We start from the raw sequence: 20898 nt of genomic DNA, 5'->3' as shown, positions 1-20898 counted from the left end.
TTTTGAACAGATGGGAAACTATTTATTTTTACCTCAAAAAAGTTGTAAACTATTTTATGCTTATTAATGTTGAAATCATTGAAGAACTTGAAAATCTTGATCCACAGATAAGGGCAGCGTTTCTGAAAATTCTTAAACTTATTGCGAAGGCAATCGGTGAAGTAGTAACCCGAGAAGACTTCCTTAAACTGCAAAGAGAAGTTGAAAAACTCACAAAAGCTGTCACAGAGCTCGCTGAGGCTCAGAAAAAAAGTGAAGAAAGACTTACTCGGCTTGAAACTGTTGTCACAGAGCTCGCTGAGGCTCAGAAAAAAAGTGAAGAAAGACTTACTCGGCTTGAAACTGTTGTCACAGAGCTCGCTGAGGCTCAGAAAAAAAGCGAAGAAAGACTTACTCGGCTTGAAACTGTTGTCACAGAGCTCGCTGAGGCTCAGAAAAAAAGCGAAGAAAGACTTACTCGGCTTGAAACTGTTGTCACAGAGCTCGCTGAGGCTCAGAAAAAAAGCGAAGAAAGACTTACTCGGCTTGAAACCACTGTTAAAGAGCTCGCTGAGGCTCAGAAAAAGACTGAGGAAGAACTCAGGCAACTTATAGGAGAGCACAGGAAAACAAGGGAACAGCTTGGAGGACTCTCTCATGCAATTGGATATGTTCTTGAAGACAGAGCCTATAAAGGTCTTCCTGTTCTTCTCAAAAGAGACTTTGCAGTAGAAAGCATAGAATTCCTTAGAAGAGACTATATTGAAATTTCACCTAACAGGTATGAAGAAATAAACATCTTTGGCAAAGTAATAATAAATGATAAAGAGCAATGGATACTGGGAGAATGTAAAACCCAGCTTAAAAAAACAGACATAGACAGCTTTCTCAGTAAAGTAAGAAGAATTGATCCCCATCTTAAAGGAAAAAAGATACTTATTACAGTCACCTATCAGGCATCACCTCCTGTAAGAAAGTATGCAGAGGAAAAGGGAGTCAACCTGTATTTTTCCTATGAAATGCCTCTGTAGATTTTGTCCATACAGGAATCCATAACATTAGCTTTTGAAATTTGAATTTTGAACTATGTTTCTTGATGTTATAATTTTAAACAATGACTAATATTAAGATGATCATTCAGTATGATGGCAGTAATTATTCTGGCTGGCAGAGACAGAAAAAGGGCTATTCTATTCAGGCATTAATTGAAGAAGCTCTTTCAAAGATATTTAAAGCAGAAATAAAGATTCGGGGAGCTGGTAGAACTGATGCAGGAGTTCATGCTCTTGGACAGGTTGCAAGCTTTAAATGGGAGATTAAAATGCCTTTAAGCAGTCTTAAAAAAGCTTTAAATTCTTTGCTTCCAGAAGATATAAGAGTAGTTGAGATTGAAGAAGTTGAGCCTGGGTTTCATCCTCAGTATTCAGTAAAAAGAAAATCTTATGTTTACTATTTATGCATTGATGAAGAGTGTTCCTGTTTCATTCAAAGATATGTATGGCATTATCCTAAAAAACTCAATTTATCTTTAATGGAAGAATCTTTAAATTTGTTTAAGGGGACCAGAGATTTCACAGCTTTTTCAGGCAGAACAGAGGTAAAGAATAAAATAAGAACTGTTCATGATTTTACCATGCAGAGGCTTGACAATCTCTGTTTCATGGATATAAACATAATTGGTAATTTTATCAAATTCAGGATAGAAGCAGATGGATTTTTAAGATACATGGTTAGAAACATTGTTGGATGTATTGTGGAATTGGGAAGACAGAAACTAAGTGTTGAATCAATTTATGAAGCTTTTAAAAGTGGGAAGAGACCCTCTCCCATGCAGACAGCCCCTTCCCATGGACTTTTTTTAGAGAAAATATATTACTGACCTTCCTCACCTTCAAATTTTTCTATCATTTCAATCTTCTCCTGGCAGTCTCTGCAGTATATGGCAAATGGAAGGATTTTTAGCCTTTCCTCAGGAATTTCATCTCCACACATCTCGCATATTCCATATGTGCCTTCTTCAAGTTTTCTTAAGGCTTCTTCAATTTTTTTGAGGATATCTCTGTGTGTGCTTAACTGTTTTAGGCTTATATCCTCTGAAAGATCAATTACGCTTAAATCAGCATCATCCATCACTGCTTCAACAATCTGTCGCTTTTCTCCAGTTTGAAACTTTTTCATCTCTTCACGAGCTTCCTGAAGAATCTGTTCTTTCATTTTATTGAGCATTTTTTTTAATCTATCTTTTCTCTCCTGGTCAATTTTCATTTAAACCTCCATGATTTCTTTCTCTTTCTGTTCAAGAGCCTTGTCAACCTTTTCAATGAAAGAATTCGTTATTTTCTGTATTTCTTCCTGAAGTCTGCGAGAATCATCTTCACTTAACTTCTTTTCTTTTTCCGCTTTTTTAATCTCTTCAATTATATCCCTGCGAATGTTTCTTATTGCTACTCTTGCTTCTTCAGCCCTCTTACGGACCACTTTTACAAGTTGCTTTCTTCTTTCTTCTGTTAAAGGTGGAATAACGATTTTAATTATTTTTCCATCATTAATTGGAGTGAGCCCGAGGTCTGATTTCATGATGGCTCTTTCTATCTCTGCAAGCATTCTCTGTTCCCATGGCTGAATTGTGATCATTCTTGGCTCAGGTATTCCAAGTGTGGCAACCTGATTAAGTGGAACCATACTTCCGTAATAATCAACCTTAATGTTGTCAAGAATGCTGAGAGAAGCTCTACCAGTTCTGAATGTAGAGAGGTCTTTTTTAAATACCTCCACTGCCTGATTCATTTTTTCATTAGCTTTCTTCTTGAATTCCTGCATCATTTTTCACCTCTTTTAAGACAATGCTTCCTATTTTCTCGCCTAAAATTATTTTCTTTAAATTATCTGGTTTGCGGATATTAAATACCACAATAGGAAGATTATTATCCATGCAAAGCGTGATTGCAGTAGAATCCATTACTTTAAGGGAATCTCTTATTACATCCATATAGGTAAGTATATCAAATTTTTTCGCCTTTGAATCTTTAACAGGATCCGATGAGTAGATTCCATCCACCTTTGTTCCCTTCAGGATAACATCTGCACCGATTTCAATTGCTCTGAGGGCTGCTGCTGTATCAGTTGTAAAATAAGGATTACCCGTGCCTGCAGCAAATATTACCACTCTGCCTTTTTCAAGATGTCTTATTGCTTTTCTTCTTATGTAAGGCTCAGCAAGTTCTCTCATTTCAATTGCAGATTGAACACGAGTGTCAACCTCTTGTTTTTCAAGAGCATTCTGAAGTGCCAGTGCATTGATTACTGTTGCAAGCATTCCCATATAGTCTGCTGTTGCTCTTTCAATCCCCTGTGCCTCTGCCTCAGAACCCCTCCATATATTGCCACCACCAATTACAACAGCAATTTCAACTCCCATCTGATAGGCTTTTTTTATTTCCTCTGCCATGTATTTTACAGTAAAAGGGTCAATACCATAACCCTTTTCTCCCATAAGTGCTTCACCACTTAGCTTCAGCAGAATCCTCTTATAAACAGGTTTAATCACTTTGACCTACCTGAAATCTCACAAACCTTCTTACTACAATATTTTCACCGAATTTTGCAATTTTTTCATTAATAAGGTCTTTTATCTTTCTGTCAGGTTCTTTGATAAAAGGCTGGTCAAGAAGACACATCTCTTCATAAAATTTCTCAAGCTTTCCTTCAATAATTTTTTCAATAACCTGAGGTGGCTTATTCCCTTTTATTTGAGCTTTATAAATTTCCTTTTCTTTTTCTATAACATCCTGAGGAATATCCTCTCTCTGTATGTATTGGGGATTTGATGCAGCTATCTGCATTGCAATGTCCTTGGCAAGCTGACGGAATTCTTCATTTCTTGCAACAAAATCTGTCTCACAGTTAAGTTCAAGCATTACTCCAATTTTATCCATGTGAATGTAAGATGTTATGATTCCTTCTCTGGCTTCACGAGATGCTTTTTTCTGAGCAGTTGCAAGTCCTTTTTGTCTTAAATATTCAATTGCTTTATTGAAATCTCCTCCTGAGGCTTCAAGTGCTTTTTTACATTCCATCATTCCAGCACCTGTTTTTTCTCTGAGTTCTTTTACCATCTGAGCAGTTATTGCCATTTTTCTCCTCCTTTACTGTTCAATATATTCATCCATTGATTTTTGATACTCTTCTTCCTGAAGTATCTTTTCTTTTATTGCTGCCTTTTCAGCTTCTTCTTCAAGACGTTTCAGGAAAATTTCCTTACCTTCAATCACTGCATCAGCCATCTTTGATGTAATCAATTTTATTGCTCTAATTGCATCATCATTCCCTGGAATAACATAATCAACAAGATCAGGATCACAATTGGTATCAACTATGGCAACTATAGGAATTCCAAGCTTTATTGCTTCTGTAACAGCTATTTTTTCCTTTTTTATGTCCACAATATAAATTGCCTTTGGAAGTTCCATCATATCTTTAATTCCAATTAGGTTTATTTCAAGCTTCTGTCTTTCTTTTTCTAATTTGGAAATCTCTTTTTTAGTATGTAAATACAGTGTTCCGTCTTCTTTCATCTGCTCAATTCTCTGCCATTTTTCAACACTTTTTCTCACTGTGGAAAAATTGGTAAGCATTCCTCCAAGCCAGCGATGATTTACATAAAAAACTCCTGCTCTTTTAGCTTCCTCCTGGATTGCTTCCTGTGCCTGCTTTTTTGTGCCAACAAAAAGAATATTTCCTCCTTCAGCTGAAACAGTTTTTAAAAATTCATAAGCCTCTTCAATACCTTTTACAGTTTTCTGCAGATCAATAATATGAATCCCATTACGCTCTGCAAAGATGTACTTTTTCATTTTTGGATTCCATCTTTTAACCTGATGTCCAAAGTGAGCGCCTGCTTCAAGAAGCTCTTTCATTGTAATTACTGACATAAAAACCTCCTCTGTTGGTTTTGCCTCCGCCCTTTCTCCTTAACCCTTTAGGGACCATCGGAGAATTTCCAGGGCGTGTGTTTTAAAGAGTCAAAGACTCTACATTAAGTTTAAAATTTATCATATTTTTTTAATTTGTTTCAATCGTTTCTATCGTATCCTTTAATTTCTTGGCTTTAAAAAGAAGCTTATCAATTTCTTTGAAAAAATCTTTAAAGTTCTTGTAAAATTTAAAATTCTCACCCTTACCAATGCAGCCTACAGCACCACTAGCACTAACAGAAGCTTTTTTATATCTATTTTTAAACTCTTCTTTTATTCTTTCAGCAAATTTTTTAGCTCCCTCTATTGAAGCTCCTATCAAAATACATCCAAATTCATCCCCTCCAATTCTGGCAACAATATCTTCTTTTCTTTTCACAGTTTTTAAAATTTTTGCAAAAAGCTTTATAAGCCTGTCTCCTTCAGGATGTCCAAACATATCATTGACTTTTTTCAGGCTGTCAAGATCAAAAAGAATTAAACAGAAGCTATTTCCATATCTTAAAGCCCTTGCATATTCTTCCTCAAGTCTCTGGAAAAAGAATCTTCTATTGTGTATTCCTGTAAGAGAATCTGTTATAGATGCTTTGTAAAGTTTCTTATTTATCTTCTGTAATTCTGATGTTTTCCTGCTGACTTCTTTTTGTAATAATTCGTTAAATTTTAAATTTTCACTGTAAAGCTTGAAAAGTGTTATTACAGCAGAGAAAAGTTGCACCATTGAAACAAGAAAGAAAATACATGCTTCATCAAAGGCATTTGCTTCAGGATGAGAAAAATTAATAACACCGATTATTTTATTTTGAAATTTTACAGGTACGGATAAAACTGATCTTATAGGAAGTGATGAAAGTTTTGGATCAAATCTTTCATCATTTTTTACATCAGGAGAATAAATAAAGTTGCACTCCCTGAAAACCGCACCTGCCAGAGTATTCTCAATATTAAATATTTTCTTTTTAAAATCTTTCAATTTAATTTTGCCTGATGCAACTTTTAAAACAAGCCAGTTCAGTTTAGGATGTTTTTCCATAAATGATATATTTTCAACAGGAAGCAACTTTATAAACTCATCAAAACAGTACGATATAAAGCTGTAGATGTCTTTTTCATTGTAAATCCTGTCAAGAATCCGATTGATAGAAGACATAACTCTTACAGAAAGCTCTGCACTGCAGGCAAAATCTTCGGTTAGTTCAAATAGAGATTGTTTTATAACCTGTGTCTTTTTTATATGCTCAAAAATGATTTGTTTTAGCTCTTCGTTGCTGTAGTTATCCAAATTTTTAAGTTTTAAAAGCTTTCCTATTTCTAATAAAAATTCTCTCATAGATTTTCTACTTCGTTCACAATTTCTTTTAATTCAAGAATTAAATCCTCTGGTTCTGGAAGATTTAAAATTTGATAAACCCTGTCTTTATAGAATTCGGACTCTTTCTTAACTTGAAGTGGATAAAATCCGAGTTTTTCAGCAATAAAATTGGAGAGCTGAACCAGGGCAACAGTTTTTGCATATTTTAATGACTTCTTAGGGAAATCGTGATGATAAAGAATTACCTCAACTACCATCTCTGGCAATCCCCACATTTCAGCAATCCATTTTCCTATTTCTGAATGATTTGTGCCAATAATTTTTTCTTCTGCTTCCTTAAGAGAAGAACTTTCCCTGAAAGCTTCCTCTATTTCTTGAAGCTTTTCATAAAAAGCATAATGAAGAGCAAAAAATCCTATATCATGAAGAACACCGGCAGTGAAATATTCCTCAGAAGCCTCTTTCAAAAATTTTTCCGAAATAATCTGACAAACTGTGCCTGTAGCAATAGAATGCTTAAAAAGCCCTGTATAACTTTTTTCTTTTTCAGGAGAAGATTTAAAAAGGCTAAATATGGATATACTTAAAGCAATATTTTTCAAAGTTTTAAATCCTATTTTAAGAAGAGCATCTTTGAGTGTTGTTATAGGTTTATAAAGTCCAAGATAAACTATATTGGCAACACCAAGAACCTTTGACATAATCGGAGGATCTCTCTCAATGATGCTGACAAGTTCATCAAGATGTGTTAGTTCTTTTGATGTTAAATTGAGTATTTTTTCTGCAGTATAAGAAAGCGTAGGAAGTTTTTTAAGTTTCTGAATATCAATTCTTATATCTGAGTTCATTGTTCTTCCTTGCTTTAAAATTATTCTAAATAATACAATATAAATTATGGAGTTTTCAATCAATTTGAATAACATCATAGGAATTGTAGCAGGAATAATAACAACAGGTGCGCTTATTCCTCAGGCATTGAAAATTTATAAAACAAAATCTGCCAGAGATGTCTCTCTTACAATGTTCATTTTTATGGCAGTAGGAATATCGCTCTGGTTTATTTACGGAGTTTTGATTAAAGAATTACCAGTAATTTTAGCAAATTTTGTTTCTTTAATTTTAATTTTTTCAATAATTTTTATGAAAATCCGTTACGATTAAATCATTTCTACAACTGAGGTGAAAAGTTTCAGTTTTTCAACCAATTTACCAAAAGAGCTGAAATTCAAAGATTGTGGTCCATCTGAAAAGGCTTTTTCAGGCTGAGGATGAACCTCAATCATTAATCCGTCTGCTCCTGCAGCAACAGCAGCATAAGACATAGAAGGAACATATTTTGCATAACCTGTTGCATGGCTTGGATCAACAATTACAGGAAGATGAGTTTCTTCTTTAAGCACTGCTATGGCTGAAAGATCAAGAGTATTTCTTGTAGCAGTTTCAAAGGTTCTGATTCCTCTTTCACATAAAATAACATTTCTATTACCTTCGCTTAGGATATATTCAGCACTCATAAGCCATTCTTTAATGGTCATTGACATTCCTCTTTTAAGTATTACAGGTTTCTGCACCTGTCCCACTCTTTTTAAAAGTTCAAAATTTTGAGCATTTCTTGTTCCAATCTGGAGAATATCAACATATTCGCAGACAAGGTCAACATGTTCAGGATTAACGACTTCTGTTACTACAGGCATTCTGGCAATCTCACCTGCTTTTTTAAGTAATTCAAGCCCTTCCTTGCCGAGTCCTTGAAAAGAATAGGGAGAGGTTCTTGGCTTGTAAGCACCTCCTCTTAGAATATGAGCACCCATTGATTTTACAGTTTTTGCAGTATTGATAATCTGGTCTTCGTTTTCAACAGCACAGGGACCAGCAATTATAACAATTTCTTTGCCTCCAATTGAAACATCTCCAACTTTGATAACAGTTTTGTCCTTTTTTACTTCCTTTGAGGCAAGCTTATAGGGCTTAAGAATCGGTATAACAGCCTCTACTCCATCAAGACTCTCAAGACTTTGAAGTATAAATTTGCCCCTTTCATCTCCAACAGCTCCGATTACATTTCTTGTGGCGCCATAAATTACATGTGGTTTGTAACCAAGCTCTTCAATTTTAGATATTACTTCTCTAAGCTGCTCCTCTGTTGCTTCTGGTTTCATTACAATTACCATTTTTAAACCTCCATCAAAGTTTTTAAATAAAAAAGCAGACAGGTCAAGGGCTTCATCTGCCCCTGACCTGTCTGCTTTGAATTTTCCTGCCAGACTAAACTGTCAGAGGCAGATTATCTAAAGTAAAAACCAAACCATGAATAATAAATATTGTGTGTCATTTAACCTCTCATTTAACTTCTTATCGGGGTGAGAGGATTTGAACCTCCGACACCACGGTCCCGAACCGTGCGCGCTACCAGACTGCGCTACACCCCGTTTTTTTCTATTATAACATTCCTATGACTCCGTATTGTCTTGCTGCTTTTTTACCATGAAATCTGTAAGAAGCATACTCAATGTTTTTACAGTATGTACAGTCCTCTGAAATCCATATGTTTTCTTTTTTTACTCCTGCTGAAATAGCCTGAAAACAGTTCGCTATTCCGATATCAACATGTTTTTTCCTATTTACTCTGAAGATGTAATTTTCCTCGGGAATTTCTTTTCTCAATGCTTCAATAACTTCCTCCCCCACTTCATAACAACATCCTTTAATGTATGGTCCAAAGGCAATCAATAGATTTTTAGGTTCACATCCATAAATCTCATTCATTTTGAGAATTGTTTTCCTTAAAATTCCCTTTGCTGTTCCACGCCATCCAGCATGAACTGCAGCAATTACTTTTTCTTCAGGATCAAATATCAGCGCTGGTAGGCAATCTGCTGTTTTTATACCTATAAAAAGATTTTTTTGATCTGTAATCACAGCATCTGCTACTGATGGCTCAGTTAGAGCATTCAAATTTACTACAAAATCTGTATGTCTTTGAACAGGAATATAAAGTTTAAAGGGAAGCGAATTTTTAAAATCTTCAAAGTTTTCTATTTTTTTTGTAAAAAACGCCTCAATCTGTAGTCCTCTAAATATTTCTGGATAAATGGTCATTATTTTTATTATACATCTCAAAAAAAGTATGTTTCATTTTTTAAGAATTTTTTGTGATAATTAATTAATGGGCTATGCAACTAAAATAAAAAAGTTAAATGAACAAAATCTAATTAAAATCAACATTGAAGAATTAAAAATAAACAAAACTTTACCATTTGATGTGTATATTCGTGACTCAGGAATAAATAAAAAAATTTTCAACAAAGGGACAATAGTTTCAAACAGTTTTCTTGAAGTATTGAAGGAAAAAGGAATAACTTTTGTTTATGTGGAAAAATCTGCTGTAGATACTTATAAATCAAGAGCACTGCCTGAATCTGTTTTAGACTCTCCTAAGGCATTTAAAAATTACTCTTTTTTCAAAGAAAATTTCTATCAGATTGACAGAAACCTTTTAATCCCGGGTGTTGAAGTGGAGTTTTCTATTTATAATCTAAAGGATTTTAAATTCAAAAAACTCATTGAAGCCTCACCGGAAAAACCATTTATGATTTATGAGGATACAATTCCTGAGGAAGGTGATATTTTAATTGAAAGAAGGGATTTGCCTTTATTCAGAGAATACATTGAATTTCTTAGCAAGAGAGTTAAAGAAAAAGAACTGATAATTAAAGAATCTGCTAAGGTATTAATAACGGAAATTTTAAATGAACCAAGAAGTGGAGAAAATATAAAAAAGGTGGGCGAAGTTGTCAGTGATATCATAGAAACAATAATTGATGAGCCTGATTCAATTTATAGTCTTTTAAGTTTAAAGGGGTATGATTATTATACCTACACTCACTGTGTTAATGTGGGAGTTTTATCTACAGGGCTGGGAATACAGATAGGACTTGACAGAGATGCTTTATTCAAACTCGGAATGGGTGCAATTTTACATGATTTAGGGAAAAGTCAGATTCCTCATGAAATATTAAACAAACAGGGAAAACTTAATGATACAGAATACAATATTATAAAACAGCATGTCTTATTTGGTTATGAACTTCTTGAAAATCAGAAAGAATTTCCAAAAGACTCTCTCACAGCAGTCCTTCAGCACCATGAAAAGCTTTCTGGAAGGGGATATCCTTTTGGTTTGAAACCTGAAGAAATTAAACTTTTTGGAAGAATTACAGCAATTGCAGACTGTTATGATGCTTTAACAACCCGAAGACCCTACAAACCTCCTTTAACTCCATATTTTGCTCTTTCCATAATCGTTAAAGAAAAAGGTGATTATGATCCTGAACTCTTAAAAACTTTTATAAAGATGCTTGGGAAAATAAAATGAATGATTTATTTGATAAACTATCAGAACCTTTAAAAACTGAGCCTCTTGCCTACAGAATGACTCCGAGAAATCTTGATGAGTATGTGGGACAGAATCACCTTCTTTCTAAAGGAAAGCTTTTAAGGAGAGCAATTGATTCAGATAGAATAACATCGCTTATTTTATATGGTCCTCCAGGAACAGGTAAAACAGCTCTTGCCAGAATCATTGCAAATAAAACAAAGGCTCATTTTGAGTGGCTTAATGCAACAACTCTGAATATTGAAGAGATAAGAAAGCAGATTTTTACAGCAAAACATAGGCTCAGTAAAGGCGAAAAAACCATTCTTTTTATAGATGAAATTCATAGACTCAATAGGATTTCTCAGGATGCATTACTTCCTGATATTGAAGAGGGAAACATCATCCTTATTGGAGCAACAACGGAGAATCCATTTTTTTATCTTAACTCTGCCTTACTTTCCCGAAGCCATGTATTTGAGCTAAAGCCTTTAACTGAAGAGGAGATTATAACAATTCTCAAAAGAGCCTTAAGTGATAAAGAACGTGGATTTGGAGATTTAAAAATTGAGATTAGTGATGAAGCATTGCTTCATCTTGCAAAGTCTTCAGATGGAGATGCAAGAAAGGCTCTTTCTGCCATTGAAATTGCTGTATTAACCACAGAGCCTGATAAAGATGGTTTTATAAGAATTGACATCAAAATTGCTGAGGAAACTATTCAGAAAAAGCATATTGTCTATGATAGAGCAGGAGATGAACACTATGATACAGCCTCAGCATTTATTAAAAGTATGCGTGGCAGCGATCCTGATGCAACAGTTTACTGGCTTGCAAAAATGATTTATGCAGGAGAAGATCCTCGTTTTATTGCTCGCAGAATAGTTATTGCAGCAAGTGAGGATGTGGGAAATGCTGATCCAATGGCTATAGTTATTGCCAGTTCTGCAGCTCAGGCAGTTGAATTTGTAGGAATGCCAGAGGCGAGAATAATTCTTGCTCAAGCTGCCATTTATGTAGCTACTGCACCAAAAAGCAATGCCTGTTACAGGGCAATAGAGGAAGCTTTAAAAGATATTGAAAGACAGCGCACACTCCAGGTTCCAGAGCATCTTAAAGATGCGCATTACAGGGGAGCTAAAAGGCTTGGTCATGGAAAGGATTACAAATATCCTCATGATTATGGTGGTTATGTAAAGCAGCAGTATCTTCCTGAAAAGAAAAAGTATTATAAGCCTTAGACTCCTCTTGTATCACCAAAAATGTATTTATGAGCTTGAAGATTAAGCCTTACTAAAAGCCCATCATTAATTATCCATTTAGCAAGCTCTTCAGGATTGAGAATTCCATAAGCAGGAGAAAAAAGAATTTCTTTAGCTTTTATTCTATGGGTCTTTATAAAATCCTTTGCCCATTCATAATCTGCTCTGTCAGTTAAAACAAACTTAACTTCATCAGTTTCTTTAAGAATCTTCAAATTTTCAAGGCAGTTTTTCTCATTCATTCCACTTCCAGGAGTTTTTATGTCCATGATTATTTTTACCTGAGAATTAACTTTTTCCAAAGATACAGAGCCATTTGTCTCAATAAGCACCATATGAGTTTTTACAAGTTCATTCATAAGTTCATAAACTTCATATTGCAAAAGTGGCTCTCCTCCTGTAATTTCAACATATTTAAATGGAAAGGAATGAATTTTTTTCAAAACTTCATCAATTGAAAGCTCCTGCCCTTCATAATAGGCATATTTTGTATCACAGTAGGTACATCTTAGATTACATCCTGTTAGCCTTACAAAAATCATAGGAATCCCTACAAGAGAACTTTCTCCCTGAATGCTTACAAAGATTTCGCAGACTTTCATATTTTCAGACGATCATTTATTATTTTATAACCCTCAGGTGTTTCCTTTAGCCATACTTTTGCAGTAAATCTATCATCAGGTAAAAATCCATATGAAAGCTCTTTCCAAATTACCACAGTTACATCACCTTCGTGTTTCAATTCAGCCAAAGGATGTTTTGCAAAGGAAAGCAATGCTTTTACTGCTTCAGCTTCTTTTGATTTTATAATTGCAGGGTCATTCTTAATTCTGTATTTTTCATCAATATAAACACGCTTTGTAAACAGGTCTACAAATCCTGTTATGTATTCATCTGAATGCTTTGCTACAAACCACCATCTTAAAAAATCATTGACAAGGGGATAAACCCTGTATTGATGTGCTTCAATTTTTTGTTTAAGGAAATCTCTTGCCTCTGCTTTAAGATATGCCTTTGTTCCAATGTATAAAGCAATAAAAACCATTGAAAATATATATAAAAATTTTGCATGTTTTTTAATTTTTACTGATACAGCTACCACTATCAAAAGAGGAAATAAAACATATGGGTCCACTATGAATGTTAAAGAAAGACTGTATGAGTTCCAGTCAAAGGGAGAAAGAATTTTTGTTCCATATTGATTTGTGAGGTCAAGAAAAAGATGAAGTGCATAGGCTATGAATGCCGAAGCATAGGCTTTTAAGAAACCTAATTTTTTGCGAAAAATTATTGCAGGTAAAAGAGGAAACAAAAACAACGCTCCAATTCCATGAGTAATTCCTCTGTGATACATCAAAAAAAGCTCTCTACTGTGAAGTCTTAAAAGAATATCAATATCAGGTATCAGGGAAGTAACAAGAATAATGGCAAGAATGGTTTTGTTTTTAGTTATTGATTTACCAATTACAAATCCAGAAAGGGTATGAGTAACAGGATCCATAAAAAATTGTAACAGAAAATAAATAAATAAAAGAAGTTTTGTTTTGTGCTTGACATTTGAAAAAAATTTATGTATTATAACTTAATCAAAAAAAAGAAAGGAGGCATAGTGTGGAAGCACCAACCTTTTTAGGAATGTTATTACCATCAATCCCACCTTTTGTTAGTTATTCATGGTTAGCAATTATATTTCTTATCATTTTATCTTTAATTATCAGAGGAAAGTTATCTTTAGTTCCTTCGGGAATTCAGAATGTTATGGAAGTTATCCTGGAATTTTTATCAAGTCAGGCACGAGATGCAGTTGGGAGTAAGTATGCAAAAACTTTTATTCCACTTCTTGGAACGTTATTTCTTTACATTCTTACTTGCAATTTATTTGGACTTATTCCAGGTTTTGAGTCTCCTACAGGAAATCTAAATACAAATGCTGCAATGGCTGTTCCAGTGTTTTTAATCTATCAATTTTATGGTTTTAAGGTTCATGGAATAAGATATCTTGAGCATTTTTTAGGTCCAATCAGAAGCATTTATGCAATTCCTTTTATGGCTTTTATGTTTATTGTAGAGTGGATCAGCCATCTTGCAAGACCTGTTACACTTTCTGTCCGACTTTTTGGTAACATGATGAGTAAACATCTTCTTTTGATGGTTCTCGGAGTTTTAACACCTTTGCTTGTTCCTACACTTGTTTTAATTTTAGGGACAGCTGTTAGCTTTATTCAGGCATATATATTTATGATACTTACAGCAGCCTATATTGGTGGTGCTGTAGAAGAGCATCATTAAAAAGAAAGGAGGTGTGAGAAATGAAAAAAGTTTTGGTAGCAGTAGTACTTTTGAGTTTAATTCTTTTTGCAGGTAGTGTATTTGCTGCAGAAACCACTCCAGATGCTGCTAAGTTAAATTATTACGGTTTTGCCAGCTTGGGTGCATTAGTTGGAATTGGTCTTGCAGCAGGTGGTGGTGGAATTGGAATGGGGCATGGTTTGAGAGGAATAATGGAAGGTTCTGCAAGAAATCCTGGAGTAGCAGGTAAACTTCTTACCACCTTCATCATTGGATTGGCATTGATTGAAACCCTTGTTATTTACACGCTTGTCATAGTTCTTATAACTTACTATGCAAATCCTTTTGTAAAGTAATTTTTTTACTTTTTCAAAAAAGGAGGGGCTTTTGCTCCTCCTTTTTATTTTAGACTTTTTGTAAAAAGCTAAAATTGTAAATCAATTATGAGGTGGAAGGCTTATTATTTTTGAATTTTCTCCATGGTTAAGAATGTCTAACATGGCAGTTAAAGACTTTAAATGGAAAATATCAAATACTTCAGGATTTTTTAATTCGCCTGTATTGAATGCTGAGAGAAAAATCAATGATTTGTATATTTTCTTTGAGGTTTTAAAAGAAACCGGTTTTAGCAGTGTTTGTTCAAAAAATCTTTCACTTATCTTTTTAACTTTTTTGTTAATGCTCATTATTTGAAGCCAGTAAAATCTGTCAACTATTCTGTCTGCCTTTATTTCAAAAATTATATGCTGAAAAGAATTCAGTTCTCTAATCTCATTGTGAAGCACTGCATCTGCTGCTAAGTGAGTTAAAAATCCATAGGCAAAGGATTTTTCTTCAGGTGTCTTTGCCTTATTTAACAGCATAAAACCTGTTTTCCATGAGTGGGGATTTTTTTCCTGAGGCAGATATTTTTTGCCAATCACTGTATCAGGAATAATGTTACCATAAATAAAATAATCTTTGTAAAGTTTTATCATTGTTAAAATCTCTGTAGCCAATAGTCCTGAAAGAGAAAATATCTGACCAGAAAGATATGCATGAGTAAGCGGTCCCCATGCATAGGAAGGTTCAGGTAAAAATATGAAAATAGTGATTAACAAAAACCAGCTCATCTGCCAGCCTGATTGTAAATATTCATTGCCTTACTAATACCTTCAGTAATTATAGCAATAATTGCGTCCGCTGCTAAAGCAATTTTTTCCTTAATTATTGCCTTTTCTTCTTTTTTAAATGGAGTCAGAACATAATCCGATGTATCTTGAGCAGGATCTTTACTGATTCCCAGTTTTACTCTGATAAAATCTTTTGTTCCAATATTTTCAATGATTGATTGCACTCCTTTATGCCCTCCTGAAGAACCATTCCTTTTTATCTTTATTTTGCCTAAGGGTAAATCAAGATCATCATGGGCAACAATCAGGGAAGAAGGAAGACACTGCAAAACTTTTTCATTTACCAGCTTTTTTACAGCTTTTCCACTTAAGTTCATATAGGTTAGCGGTTTTACAATTACTATATCTTTATCCTGAATCTTTACCTCTGCTATTAAATAATCCTCTTTTTCTTTAAACTTCGCATTAAGCTTTCTGGCAAGTTCATCAACTATCATAAAACCCACATTGTGTCGTGTATTTGCATATTTTCTTGTAGGATTTCCCAGTCCAACAATTATAGTCATTCAATTTATTTTTCTTCCTCTTCTTCAGCTTTCTTGCCCTTCTTTATAACTTCAGGTTCTGGTGTTTCCTCCACAGGTGCAGCTGCTTCTACTTCTTCCTCTTCTAATGTAATTGTAGCAATAACTTCATCTGGATCAGAAATAACTTTTATTCCTTCTTCAAATTTGATGTCTCTTACATGTATTGCATCCCAGACTTTTAAGTTGGAGACATCAACTTCAATATGACCTGGTATTTTTTCAGGAATTGCCTCAATTTCAATTTCTGAAATTCCGTGCTGAAGCACGCCTTTGTCCTGTTTAACTCCTATTGGTTCACCAACAAGAACAACAGGCACAGTAACTCTGATTTTCTCAGTGGCACTTACTTCCATAAAATCAACATGTAAAAGTTTTCCACTAACTGGATCAACCTGATAATCCTGAAGTATTGCCTGTTTTTCTTCTCCATTCAGTTTAAGAGTAACAAATAGTTTCTCTCTTGTAGCAATATTCATAAATGGAAGAAGTTCTTTTGCAGTTATCTGGACAGGAACAGAATGCCCTCCTTTATAAATAACACATGGAATTATACCTTTATTCCTTAACTGCCTTGCTACTCCCTTTCCTGTCCTTTCTCTTTTTTCTGCATTTAAAATAAATCTTTCCATACTATATTCCTCCTCCTTATACAAATAATGAGCTTATAGAAGTTTCTTCATGTATTCTTTTTATTGCTTCACCTAAAAGATGAGCAACAGTAAGAACTTTTATTTTTGGACATTTATCTTTTTTGTCATGAAGAGGAATAGTGTCTGTAACTATAACCTCTTCAAGCACTGAATTATTAAGTCTTTCAATTGCAGGACCTGAAAGCACTGCATGAGTGCATGCGGCAAAAACTCTTTCCGCACCTTTTTCTTTTAATGCTTCTGCAGCCTGAACCAGTGTTCCACCTGTATCAATCATATCATCAATTATTAAAGCATCTTTATCTTTTACATCTCCTATTACATGCATTACCTTTGAAACATTTGGAGCATCACGCCTTTTATCTATTATTGCCAGAGGTGCATTAATCTTTTTAGCAAAAGCTCTTGCTCTTTCTGTTCCGCCTGCATCAGGTGAGACAACAATGATGTTATTTAAAAGGTTGTTCTTCTTTAAATAATCAAGGATTACAGGAGCAGCTAAAAGATGATCAACAGGAATATCAAAAAATCCCTGAATCTGACCTGCGTGTAAATCAATGGATAAAACTCTACTTGCTCCTGCAACTGTAATAAGGTTTGCAACAAGCTTTGCTGATATGGGAACTCTTGGCTGAGCTTTTCTATCCTGTCTTGCATAACCATAATAGGGAATAACTGCTGTAATTCTTCCAGCAGATGCTCTTTTTAATGCATCAATTATTAAAAGTAGTTCCATTATATTGTGATTTACAGGTGTGCAGGTGGGTTGAATAACAAAGGCATCAGAGCCTCTCACATTTTCCTTGATTTGAACCATTATTTCACCGTCACTGAAAGTGCTGACAATTGTTTCAGTTAAAGGAATTTGTAAATAATTACTAACCTTTTTAGCAAGTTCAGGATTTGCATTTCCAGTTATTAACTTAATACCATCAGGCATTCTGAACTCCTTAAAATAAAATTACCCTCTTTCTGAGGGTTTTACTGGGGAGGCAGGATTCGAACCTGCGGATGGCGGATCCAAAATCCGCTGCCTTGCCGCTTGGCGACTCCCCAAAAACTGTCAACAAAGAGTGTGAACCACTTTACACCAATACCCTTCAAAATTTTTCAATGCTTTTTTAGCGTCAACTTCATTGTTAAACACTCCAAACACCGTAGAACCACTTCCGCTCATCAGAGCTTTTTTAGCGCCAGATTCAATCAATTTTCTTTTAATTTTATCTATCTCAGGATAGTTTCCCAAAACTGTGTTTTCAAAATCATTCCACAACTTAAAACTATCAATATTGCCACTACAGAGTTGACTATACAACTGCCAAATATTATTATTTATTTTTTCATACTCTGTTGTCAATTGAGTTTTCAAATTTAAAGATTCATAAGCCCACTTTGTAGAAATGCTGAAATCGGGTTTAACCAGTAAAAGTGTGTAAGATTTTTGAATTTTTAAAGGCTTAACTTTATCACCTCTTCCTTCCACAATACATAGTGGAAGATAAAAGAAAAAAGGAATATCACTGCCTATTGAGCTTCCTATTTTATGGAGTGTTTCTATGTCAAGATTAAGCTGCCACAGCTCATTTAAAGCTTTGAGAGTAACAGCTGCATCAGAACTACCTCCACCAAGACCTGCACCTGCTGGAATTTCCTTTTTTAAAACAACGTGAACACCTTTTTTTATTTTAGTATATTCTTGTAAAGCCTGAATTGCCCTGTATACCAGGTTATTCTCCTTTTTTACTGGCAGGTTTGTTTCAATTTCTATATTTTTAGAAGCTGTAAAACTCAGGCTATCATATAAATCTATAGCATGCATTAATGTAATAATGTCATGATAACCATCATGCCTTTTTCTTAAAACTGAAAGAGCCCAGTTTATTTTAGCGAATGCTTTAAAGGTGAGCATTATTTAATTAAAGACTGAATTTCTTTTATCTTTTTTTCTACTCTTTCTTTTAAACCCTCTTCTTTTTCATTATATTTTAAGGCTTCCTGCCAGCTCTGAAGAGCTTTTTTAAAATCTCCCAGTTCTTTATAAACATCTCCAAGATGTTCAAGGATTACAGGATCATCTTTTACATATTTTATTGCTTCAAGAAGATAGTTTAAAGCATTTTTCTTCTCTCCAAGTTTGAAGTAAACCCATCCAAGACTGTCAAGATAATATCCATTGTTTGGCTTGAGTTTAACTGCTTTTTCTATCATTGATAGAGCCTCTTTAAGATTAATGCCTCTGTCAGCATAACTGTATCCAAGATAGTTAAGAGCTTCAGCATGTTCGGGATTAAGAGAAATGACTTTTTTCATCAATTTCTCTGTTTCTTCAAATTTGCCAAGTTTATCAAAAACAACACCTGCAGTAAAGTTCACATCCGTATTGTCAGGAAATTTATTAAGTGCTTCTTCAATATAATGTTTTGCTTTTTGATAATCTTTTAAATCCATTGCAGTTTCTGTGGCATAAATATAAATCTCAGGCACATTATTTGTGAACTGAAGAAGCTCATCATAAATATTTAAGGCTTCTTTTAAGTTTTTTTGCTTTAAATAAACTGTGGCAAGATTTAAAAAGGCGTTTATCTGCCTTGGATTGATTGAAATAATTTTTTTCAGTATCTTTTCTGCCTCTGTTAATTTTCCTGTTTCAATGTAAACTAAGGAAAGATAATACATAAGATTCAGATCATCTGGATGTTTTTTTAGAAGATACTCAAGCTCCTCCTGAGCTTTCTCATACTGTTTTGTCTGCAGATAAAGAAGAGCGAGTTTTTCATGAATCTGCTCTGCCTCTGATTTTTGTTCTTTCAGTGTTTCAAGTTCTTTTATCGCTTCTCCGTATGACTTCTGCGAAAGATATAAATTTATCAAGCGTTGTCTTGCAAAAAGATTTTCAGGATTAAGCTCCACTGCTTTTTTGAAATATCTCTCAGCCTCTTTCAGATTTCCAGAAAACTCCTCAATTGCTCCTAAATTTGTATATGCAGGCTCATAATCAGAATTAAGCTGAAGAATTGCTTTAAAACTCTCCCGTGCTGATTGAAACTCCTTTTTTTCAATGTAAATTACTCCAAGAAAATGTAAAGCCATTATATTGTCAGGGTCTTCTTTCAGTATTTTTTTAAAGGTTTCAATTGCTTTATCATAGTTTTGAGAGAGAAGATATAAATTTCCGATTTTTGAAAGCATTTCAATCCTGTTTGGTGATTGATTGAGAATCTTTTCATATATTTCAACTGCTTCATTAACTTTTTTTTCCTTCACATATATAGAAGCAAGAACCTGTAAAGCCTTTGTATTTTCAGAATCTTCTTTTAATACTTCATTAATGTAGCTTTTTGCTGTTTCCAGTTCGTCAATTCTTAAATATGAATCAGCTAAAAGAACTTTCAGAAATTTTGATGAAGGATCTTCTTTTAATGCTTCTTTGTAAAAGGCAATTGCTTTATTTAAGTCTCCGTTTATGCTGGCATAATATCCAGCCATGAAATTAAAATAAACTTCTCCATTTGCTGAGAATGGAATAAAAAGAAAAAAAATAAAAATCAACAATAAAACATATCGCATAAAATATTATGGCATAATCTGAAGCAATAAAAAAAGGGGAGATTTTCTCTCCCCTCTTTGAAACTTAGCAGGAACCTTTGCATTTACAGGTAGGCATTGCTTTTCCTGAAACTTTCTTAATCATTCTGGCACCTCCCTTTCATAGGGATTTAAACCTCTTCATGAGGTTTTTTTAGAGCTTCATGCTCTAAAACAATTATATCATTGGGGCATCCCAAAAAATCAACGATTTTTTGGGGACACTTATAAAGGCTTTCTATCAAAAAAAATATTTTTACCTTTTATACTTAATGGAATACCCAGTATAATCTGTGCATCCATAATTCCAAGTTTTTTTGCAGCAACACCCACAGAATACATTACCCTGTTATCAACTCCCAGTTCTTTGGCAACTGAAACAAGTGAGCCTATTGCAATGCCAAGATCAATTGCCCTTATTGTGCAGACAGGTCCTGAATATTCCACTTCATATGTCTTTTGCTTAAGTATTGAATTGCAGTCATAACCACAGGCACCACAGTTTACTCCAGCAGGTTTTTTAAAGTTTAGCCCGATAAGAATTAATCCTTCAGCATCCCTCACATTCTGAGCATCTCTTTTGAAAAATTTATGAGTCTCCTTTTCGCCAAGCTTTTCCATCTCCTGAGCAATTTCTTCCTTTTCTTGAGGGGTAACAACTCCTGTAACAATCTCATCATCTCCCTTTGCTTTAGGTGCTGTTCTTGCTGAAATGAGCATTATTTTTGCTACAGCTTCAACTGCCTCTTTCTCTGGATTAAGCTTCATTGCAGT

25 protein-coding genes and 2 tRNA genes are annotated in these 20898 nt (G+C 34.3%); 7 read left to right on the top strand and 20 right to left on the bottom strand.

Annotated features, from left to right (window positions below; translation table 11 throughout):
• Nucleotides 1–56 precede the first annotated feature (56 nt).
• Nucleotides 57–1010: a chordopoxvirus fusion protein gene (locus ACYQ3X_RS00825; protein ID WP_460179947.1), complete on the top strand. Its 954-nt coding sequence runs from the start codon at nucleotides 57–59 to the stop codon at nucleotides 1008–1010.
• 83 nt (nucleotides 1011–1093) lie between these two features.
• Entirely contained in the window at nucleotides 1094–1858 is a 765-nt protein-coding gene (gene truA / locus ACYQ3X_RS00820; protein WP_460179946.1) for a tRNA pseudouridine(38-40) synthase TruA, read from the top strand.
• Here the strand turns inward: truA and ACYQ3X_RS00815 are convergent.
• The 7 genes from ACYQ3X_RS00815 to ACYQ3X_RS00785 form a co-directional block, all read right to left on the bottom strand.
• Nucleotides 1852–2244 carry a TraR/DksA family transcriptional regulator gene (locus ACYQ3X_RS00815; RefSeq protein WP_460179945.1) on the bottom strand — a complete coding sequence of 131 codons (393 nt, stop codon included), beginning with the start codon at nucleotides 2242–2244 and terminating at the stop codon, nucleotides 1852–1854. The two genes, truA and ACYQ3X_RS00815, sit on opposite strands and share 7 nt — an antisense overlap.
• The gene (frr, locus tag ACYQ3X_RS00810; RefSeq protein WP_460179944.1) at nucleotides 2245–2802 is read right to left on the bottom strand and encodes a ribosome recycling factor; all 558 of its coding nucleotides are present in this window, start codon (nucleotides 2800–2802) and stop codon (nucleotides 2245–2247) included. It abuts the gene before it with no gap.
• A complete protein-coding gene (gene pyrH / locus ACYQ3X_RS00805) occupies nucleotides 2774–3526 on the bottom strand; it encodes a UMP kinase (RefSeq protein ID WP_460179943.1) in 753 nt (250 codons plus the stop codon). The genes frr and pyrH overlap by 29 nt, the downstream gene beginning before the upstream one ends.
• Nucleotides 3519–4112, bottom strand: coding sequence for a translation elongation factor Ts (tsf, locus tag ACYQ3X_RS00800; RefSeq protein WP_460179942.1), 594 nt, complete (start codon nucleotides 4110–4112; stop codon nucleotides 3519–3521). The genes pyrH and tsf overlap by 8 nt, the downstream gene beginning before the upstream one ends.
• A gap of 12 nt (nucleotides 4113–4124) precedes the next feature.
• Nucleotides 4125–4910: a 30S ribosomal protein S2 gene (rpsB, locus tag ACYQ3X_RS00795; RefSeq protein WP_460179941.1), complete on the bottom strand. Its 786-nt coding sequence runs from the start codon at nucleotides 4908–4910 to the stop codon at nucleotides 4125–4127.
• Between the two features lie 130 nt (nucleotides 4911–5040).
• Nucleotides 5041–6282 (bottom strand): sensor domain-containing diguanylate cyclase, encoded by a 1242-nt coding sequence (locus tag ACYQ3X_RS00790; RefSeq protein WP_460179940.1) that lies wholly within the window; start codon nucleotides 6280–6282, stop codon nucleotides 5041–5043.
• Nucleotides 6279–7175 carry an HDOD domain-containing protein gene (locus tag ACYQ3X_RS00785; RefSeq protein WP_460179939.1) on the bottom strand — a complete coding sequence of 299 codons (897 nt, stop codon included), beginning with the start codon at nucleotides 7173–7175 and terminating at the stop codon, nucleotides 6279–6281. The genes ACYQ3X_RS00790 and ACYQ3X_RS00785 overlap by 4 nt, the downstream gene beginning before the upstream one ends.
• Between ACYQ3X_RS00785 and ACYQ3X_RS00780 the strand changes: the two genes are divergently transcribed.
• Complete coding sequence (locus tag ACYQ3X_RS00780) at nucleotides 7171–7425, top strand: SemiSWEET transporter (protein ID WP_460181675.1); 255 nt, start codon at nucleotides 7171–7173, stop codon at nucleotides 7423–7425. The two genes, ACYQ3X_RS00785 and ACYQ3X_RS00780, sit on opposite strands and share 5 nt — an antisense overlap.
• Here ACYQ3X_RS00780 and aroF read toward each other — a convergent pair.
• From aroF to pgeF, 3 genes are all read right to left on the bottom strand, one after another.
• Nucleotides 7422–8435 (bottom strand): 3-deoxy-7-phosphoheptulonate synthase, encoded by a 1014-nt coding sequence (gene aroF / locus ACYQ3X_RS00775; RefSeq protein WP_460179938.1) that lies wholly within the window; start codon nucleotides 8433–8435, stop codon nucleotides 7422–7424. The genes ACYQ3X_RS00780 and aroF overlap by 4 nt on opposite strands.
• A 184-nt stretch (nucleotides 8436–8619) precedes the next feature.
• A tRNA-Pro gene (locus ACYQ3X_RS00770) sits at nucleotides 8620–8693 on the bottom strand.
• A 10-nt stretch (nucleotides 8694–8703) separates the two neighbouring features.
• Nucleotides 8704–9363, bottom strand: a complete 660-nt coding sequence (gene pgeF, locus ACYQ3X_RS00765; RefSeq protein WP_460179937.1) for a peptidoglycan editing factor PgeF — start codon at nucleotides 9361–9363, stop codon at nucleotides 8704–8706.
• 67 nt (nucleotides 9364–9430) lie between these two features.
• Between pgeF and ACYQ3X_RS00760 the strand changes: the two genes are divergently transcribed.
• Together ACYQ3X_RS00760 and ACYQ3X_RS00755 are read left to right on the top strand one after the other, a co-directional pair.
• Entirely contained in the window at nucleotides 9431–10639 is a 1209-nt protein-coding gene (locus tag ACYQ3X_RS00760) for an HD-GYP domain-containing protein (RefSeq protein WP_460179936.1), read from the top strand.
• Complete coding sequence (locus ACYQ3X_RS00755) at nucleotides 10636–11880, top strand: replication-associated recombination protein A (protein WP_460179935.1); 1245 nt, start codon at nucleotides 10636–10638, stop codon at nucleotides 11878–11880. Before ACYQ3X_RS00760 ends, ACYQ3X_RS00755 begins: the two co-directional genes overlap by 4 nt.
• Here the strand turns inward: ACYQ3X_RS00755 and ACYQ3X_RS00750 are convergent.
• Entirely contained in the window at nucleotides 11877–12503 is a 627-nt protein-coding gene (locus ACYQ3X_RS00750; protein ID WP_460179934.1) for a radical SAM protein, read from the bottom strand. The two genes, ACYQ3X_RS00755 and ACYQ3X_RS00750, sit on opposite strands and share 4 nt — an antisense overlap.
• Nucleotides 12500–13402, bottom strand: a complete 903-nt coding sequence (locus tag ACYQ3X_RS00745) for a metal-dependent hydrolase (RefSeq protein ID WP_460179933.1) — start codon at nucleotides 13400–13402, stop codon at nucleotides 12500–12502. The genes ACYQ3X_RS00750 and ACYQ3X_RS00745 overlap by 4 nt, the downstream gene beginning before the upstream one ends.
• Before the next feature lie 110 nt (nucleotides 13403–13512).
• On the opposite strand from ACYQ3X_RS00745, the gene atpB reads away from it, so the two are divergent.
• Together atpB and ACYQ3X_RS00735 are read left to right on the top strand one after the other, a co-directional pair.
• Nucleotides 13513–14190, top strand: coding sequence for a F0F1 ATP synthase subunit A (gene atpB / locus ACYQ3X_RS00740; RefSeq protein ID WP_460179932.1), 678 nt, complete (start codon nucleotides 13513–13515; stop codon nucleotides 14188–14190).
• A 20-nt stretch (nucleotides 14191–14210) separates the two neighbouring features.
• Nucleotides 14211–14546, top strand: coding sequence for an ATP synthase subunit c family protein (locus tag ACYQ3X_RS00735; RefSeq protein WP_460179931.1), 336 nt, complete (start codon nucleotides 14211–14213; stop codon nucleotides 14544–14546).
• Between the two features lie 81 nt (nucleotides 14547–14627).
• Here the strand turns inward: ACYQ3X_RS00735 and ACYQ3X_RS00730 are convergent, their stop codons facing one another.
• The 8 genes from ACYQ3X_RS00730 to ACYQ3X_RS00695 all read right to left on the bottom strand — a co-directional run bounded on the left by ACYQ3X_RS00730 (nucleotide 14628) and on the right by ACYQ3X_RS00695 (nucleotide 20892).
• On the bottom strand, nucleotides 14628–15302 hold the full coding sequence (locus ACYQ3X_RS00730) for a zinc dependent phospholipase C family protein (protein WP_460179930.1): 675 nt from the start codon (nucleotides 15300–15302) through the stop codon (nucleotides 14628–14630).
• Nucleotides 15299–15868 carry an aminoacyl-tRNA hydrolase gene (gene pth / locus ACYQ3X_RS00725; protein WP_460179929.1) on the bottom strand — a complete coding sequence of 190 codons (570 nt, stop codon included), beginning with the start codon at nucleotides 15866–15868 and terminating at the stop codon, nucleotides 15299–15301. The genes ACYQ3X_RS00730 and pth overlap by 4 nt, the downstream gene beginning before the upstream one ends.
• Nucleotides 15869–15873: 5 nt before the next feature.
• Nucleotides 15874–16518 (bottom strand): 50S ribosomal protein L25, encoded by a 645-nt coding sequence (locus ACYQ3X_RS00720; protein WP_460179928.1) that lies wholly within the window; start codon nucleotides 16516–16518, stop codon nucleotides 15874–15876.
• A gap of 16 nt (nucleotides 16519–16534) precedes the next feature.
• Entirely contained in the window at nucleotides 16535–17479 is a 945-nt protein-coding gene (locus tag ACYQ3X_RS00715) for a ribose-phosphate pyrophosphokinase (protein WP_460179927.1), read from the bottom strand.
• A 44-nt stretch (nucleotides 17480–17523) separates the two neighbouring features.
• Nucleotides 17524–17595 (bottom strand) — tRNA-Gln (locus ACYQ3X_RS00710).
• 7 nt (nucleotides 17596–17602) lie between these two features.
• The gene (gene ispE / locus ACYQ3X_RS00705) at nucleotides 17603–18448 is read right to left on the bottom strand and encodes a 4-(cytidine 5'-diphospho)-2-C-methyl-D-erythritol kinase (RefSeq protein WP_460179926.1); all 846 of its coding nucleotides are present in this window, start codon (nucleotides 18446–18448) and stop codon (nucleotides 17603–17605) included.
• Nucleotides 18448–20025, bottom strand: a complete 1578-nt coding sequence (locus ACYQ3X_RS00700) for a tetratricopeptide repeat protein (protein ID WP_460179925.1) — start codon at nucleotides 20023–20025, stop codon at nucleotides 18448–18450. The genes ispE and ACYQ3X_RS00700 overlap by 1 nt, the downstream gene beginning before the upstream one ends.
• Before the next feature lie 324 nt (nucleotides 20026–20349).
• Nucleotides 20350–20892, bottom strand: a complete 543-nt coding sequence (locus ACYQ3X_RS00695) for a ferredoxin domain-containing protein (protein ID WP_460179924.1) — start codon at nucleotides 20890–20892, stop codon at nucleotides 20350–20352.
• Nucleotides 20893–20898 lie beyond the last annotated feature (6 nt).

The organism is Thermodesulfovibrio sp. TK110 (genome assembly GCF_054658355.1).
This window is presented reverse-complemented; position numbering and strand designations above follow the sequence as displayed.

What these genes read in the sequence shown, in the direction of transcription:
- ACYQ3X_RS00825 (WP_460179947.1), top strand. Translation starts at nt 57, where the DNA reads ATGCTTATTAATGTTGAAATCATTGAAGAACTTGAAAATCTTGATCCA.
- truA (WP_460179946.1), top strand. Translation starts at nt 1,094, where the DNA reads ATGACTAATATTAAGATGATCATTCAGTATGATGGCAGTAATTATTCT.
- ACYQ3X_RS00815 (WP_460179945.1), bottom strand. Translation starts at nt 2,244, where the DNA reads ATGAAAATTGACCAGGAGAGAAAAGATAGATTAAAAAAAATGCTCAAT.
- frr (WP_460179944.1), bottom strand. Translation starts at nt 2,802, where the DNA reads ATGATGCAGGAATTCAAGAAGAAAGCTAATGAAAAAATGAATCAGGCA.
- tsf (WP_460179942.1), bottom strand. Translation starts at nt 4,112, where the DNA reads ATGGCAATAACTGCTCAGATGGTAAAAGAACTCAGAGAAAAAACAGGT.
- rpsB (WP_460179941.1), bottom strand. Translation starts at nt 4,910, where the DNA reads ATGTCAGTAATTACAATGAAAGAGCTTCTTGAAGCAGGCGCTCACTTT.
- ACYQ3X_RS00790 (WP_460179940.1), bottom strand. Translation starts at nt 6,282, where the DNA reads ATGAGAGAATTTTTATTAGAAATAGGAAAGCTTTTAAAACTTAAAAAT.
- aroF (WP_460179938.1), bottom strand. Translation starts at nt 8,435, where the DNA reads ATGGTAATTGTAATGAAACCAGAAGCAACAGAGGAGCAGCTTAGAGAA.
- pgeF (WP_460179937.1), bottom strand. Translation starts at nt 9,363, where the DNA reads ATGACCATTTATCCAGAAATATTTAGAGGACTACAGATTGAGGCGTTT.
- ACYQ3X_RS00760 (WP_460179936.1), top strand. Translation starts at nt 9,431, where the DNA reads ATGGGCTATGCAACTAAAATAAAAAAGTTAAATGAACAAAATCTAATT.
- ACYQ3X_RS00755 (WP_460179935.1), top strand. Translation starts at nt 10,636, where the DNA reads ATGAATGATTTATTTGATAAACTATCAGAACCTTTAAAAACTGAGCCT.
- ACYQ3X_RS00750 (WP_460179934.1), bottom strand. Translation starts at nt 12,503, where the DNA reads ATGAAAGTCTGCGAAATCTTTGTAAGCATTCAGGGAGAAAGTTCTCTT.
- ACYQ3X_RS00745 (WP_460179933.1), bottom strand. Translation starts at nt 13,402, where the DNA reads ATGGATCCTGTTACTCATACCCTTTCTGGATTTGTAATTGGTAAATCA.
- ACYQ3X_RS00735 (WP_460179931.1), top strand. Translation starts at nt 14,211, where the DNA reads ATGAAAAAAGTTTTGGTAGCAGTAGTACTTTTGAGTTTAATTCTTTTT.
- ACYQ3X_RS00730 (WP_460179930.1), bottom strand. Translation starts at nt 15,302, where the DNA reads ATGAGCTGGTTTTTGTTAATCACTATTTTCATATTTTTACCTGAACCT.
- pth (WP_460179929.1), bottom strand. Translation starts at nt 15,868, where the DNA reads ATGACTATAATTGTTGGACTGGGAAATCCTACAAGAAAATATGCAAAT.
- ACYQ3X_RS00720 (WP_460179928.1), bottom strand. Translation starts at nt 16,518, where the DNA reads ATGGAAAGATTTATTTTAAATGCAGAAAAAAGAGAAAGGACAGGAAAG.
- ACYQ3X_RS00715 (WP_460179927.1), bottom strand. Translation starts at nt 17,479, where the DNA reads ATGCCTGATGGTATTAAGTTAATAACTGGAAATGCAAATCCTGAACTT.
- ispE (WP_460179926.1), bottom strand. Translation starts at nt 18,448, where the DNA reads ATGCTCACCTTTAAAGCATTCGCTAAAATAAACTGGGCTCTTTCAGTT.
- ACYQ3X_RS00700 (WP_460179925.1), bottom strand. Translation starts at nt 20,025, where the DNA reads ATGGCTGGATATTATGCCAGCATAAACGGAGACTTAAATAAAGCAATT.
- ACYQ3X_RS00695 (WP_460179924.1), bottom strand. Translation starts at nt 20,892, where the DNA reads ATGAAGCTTAATCCAGAGAAAGAGGCAGTTGAAGCTGTAGCAAAAATA.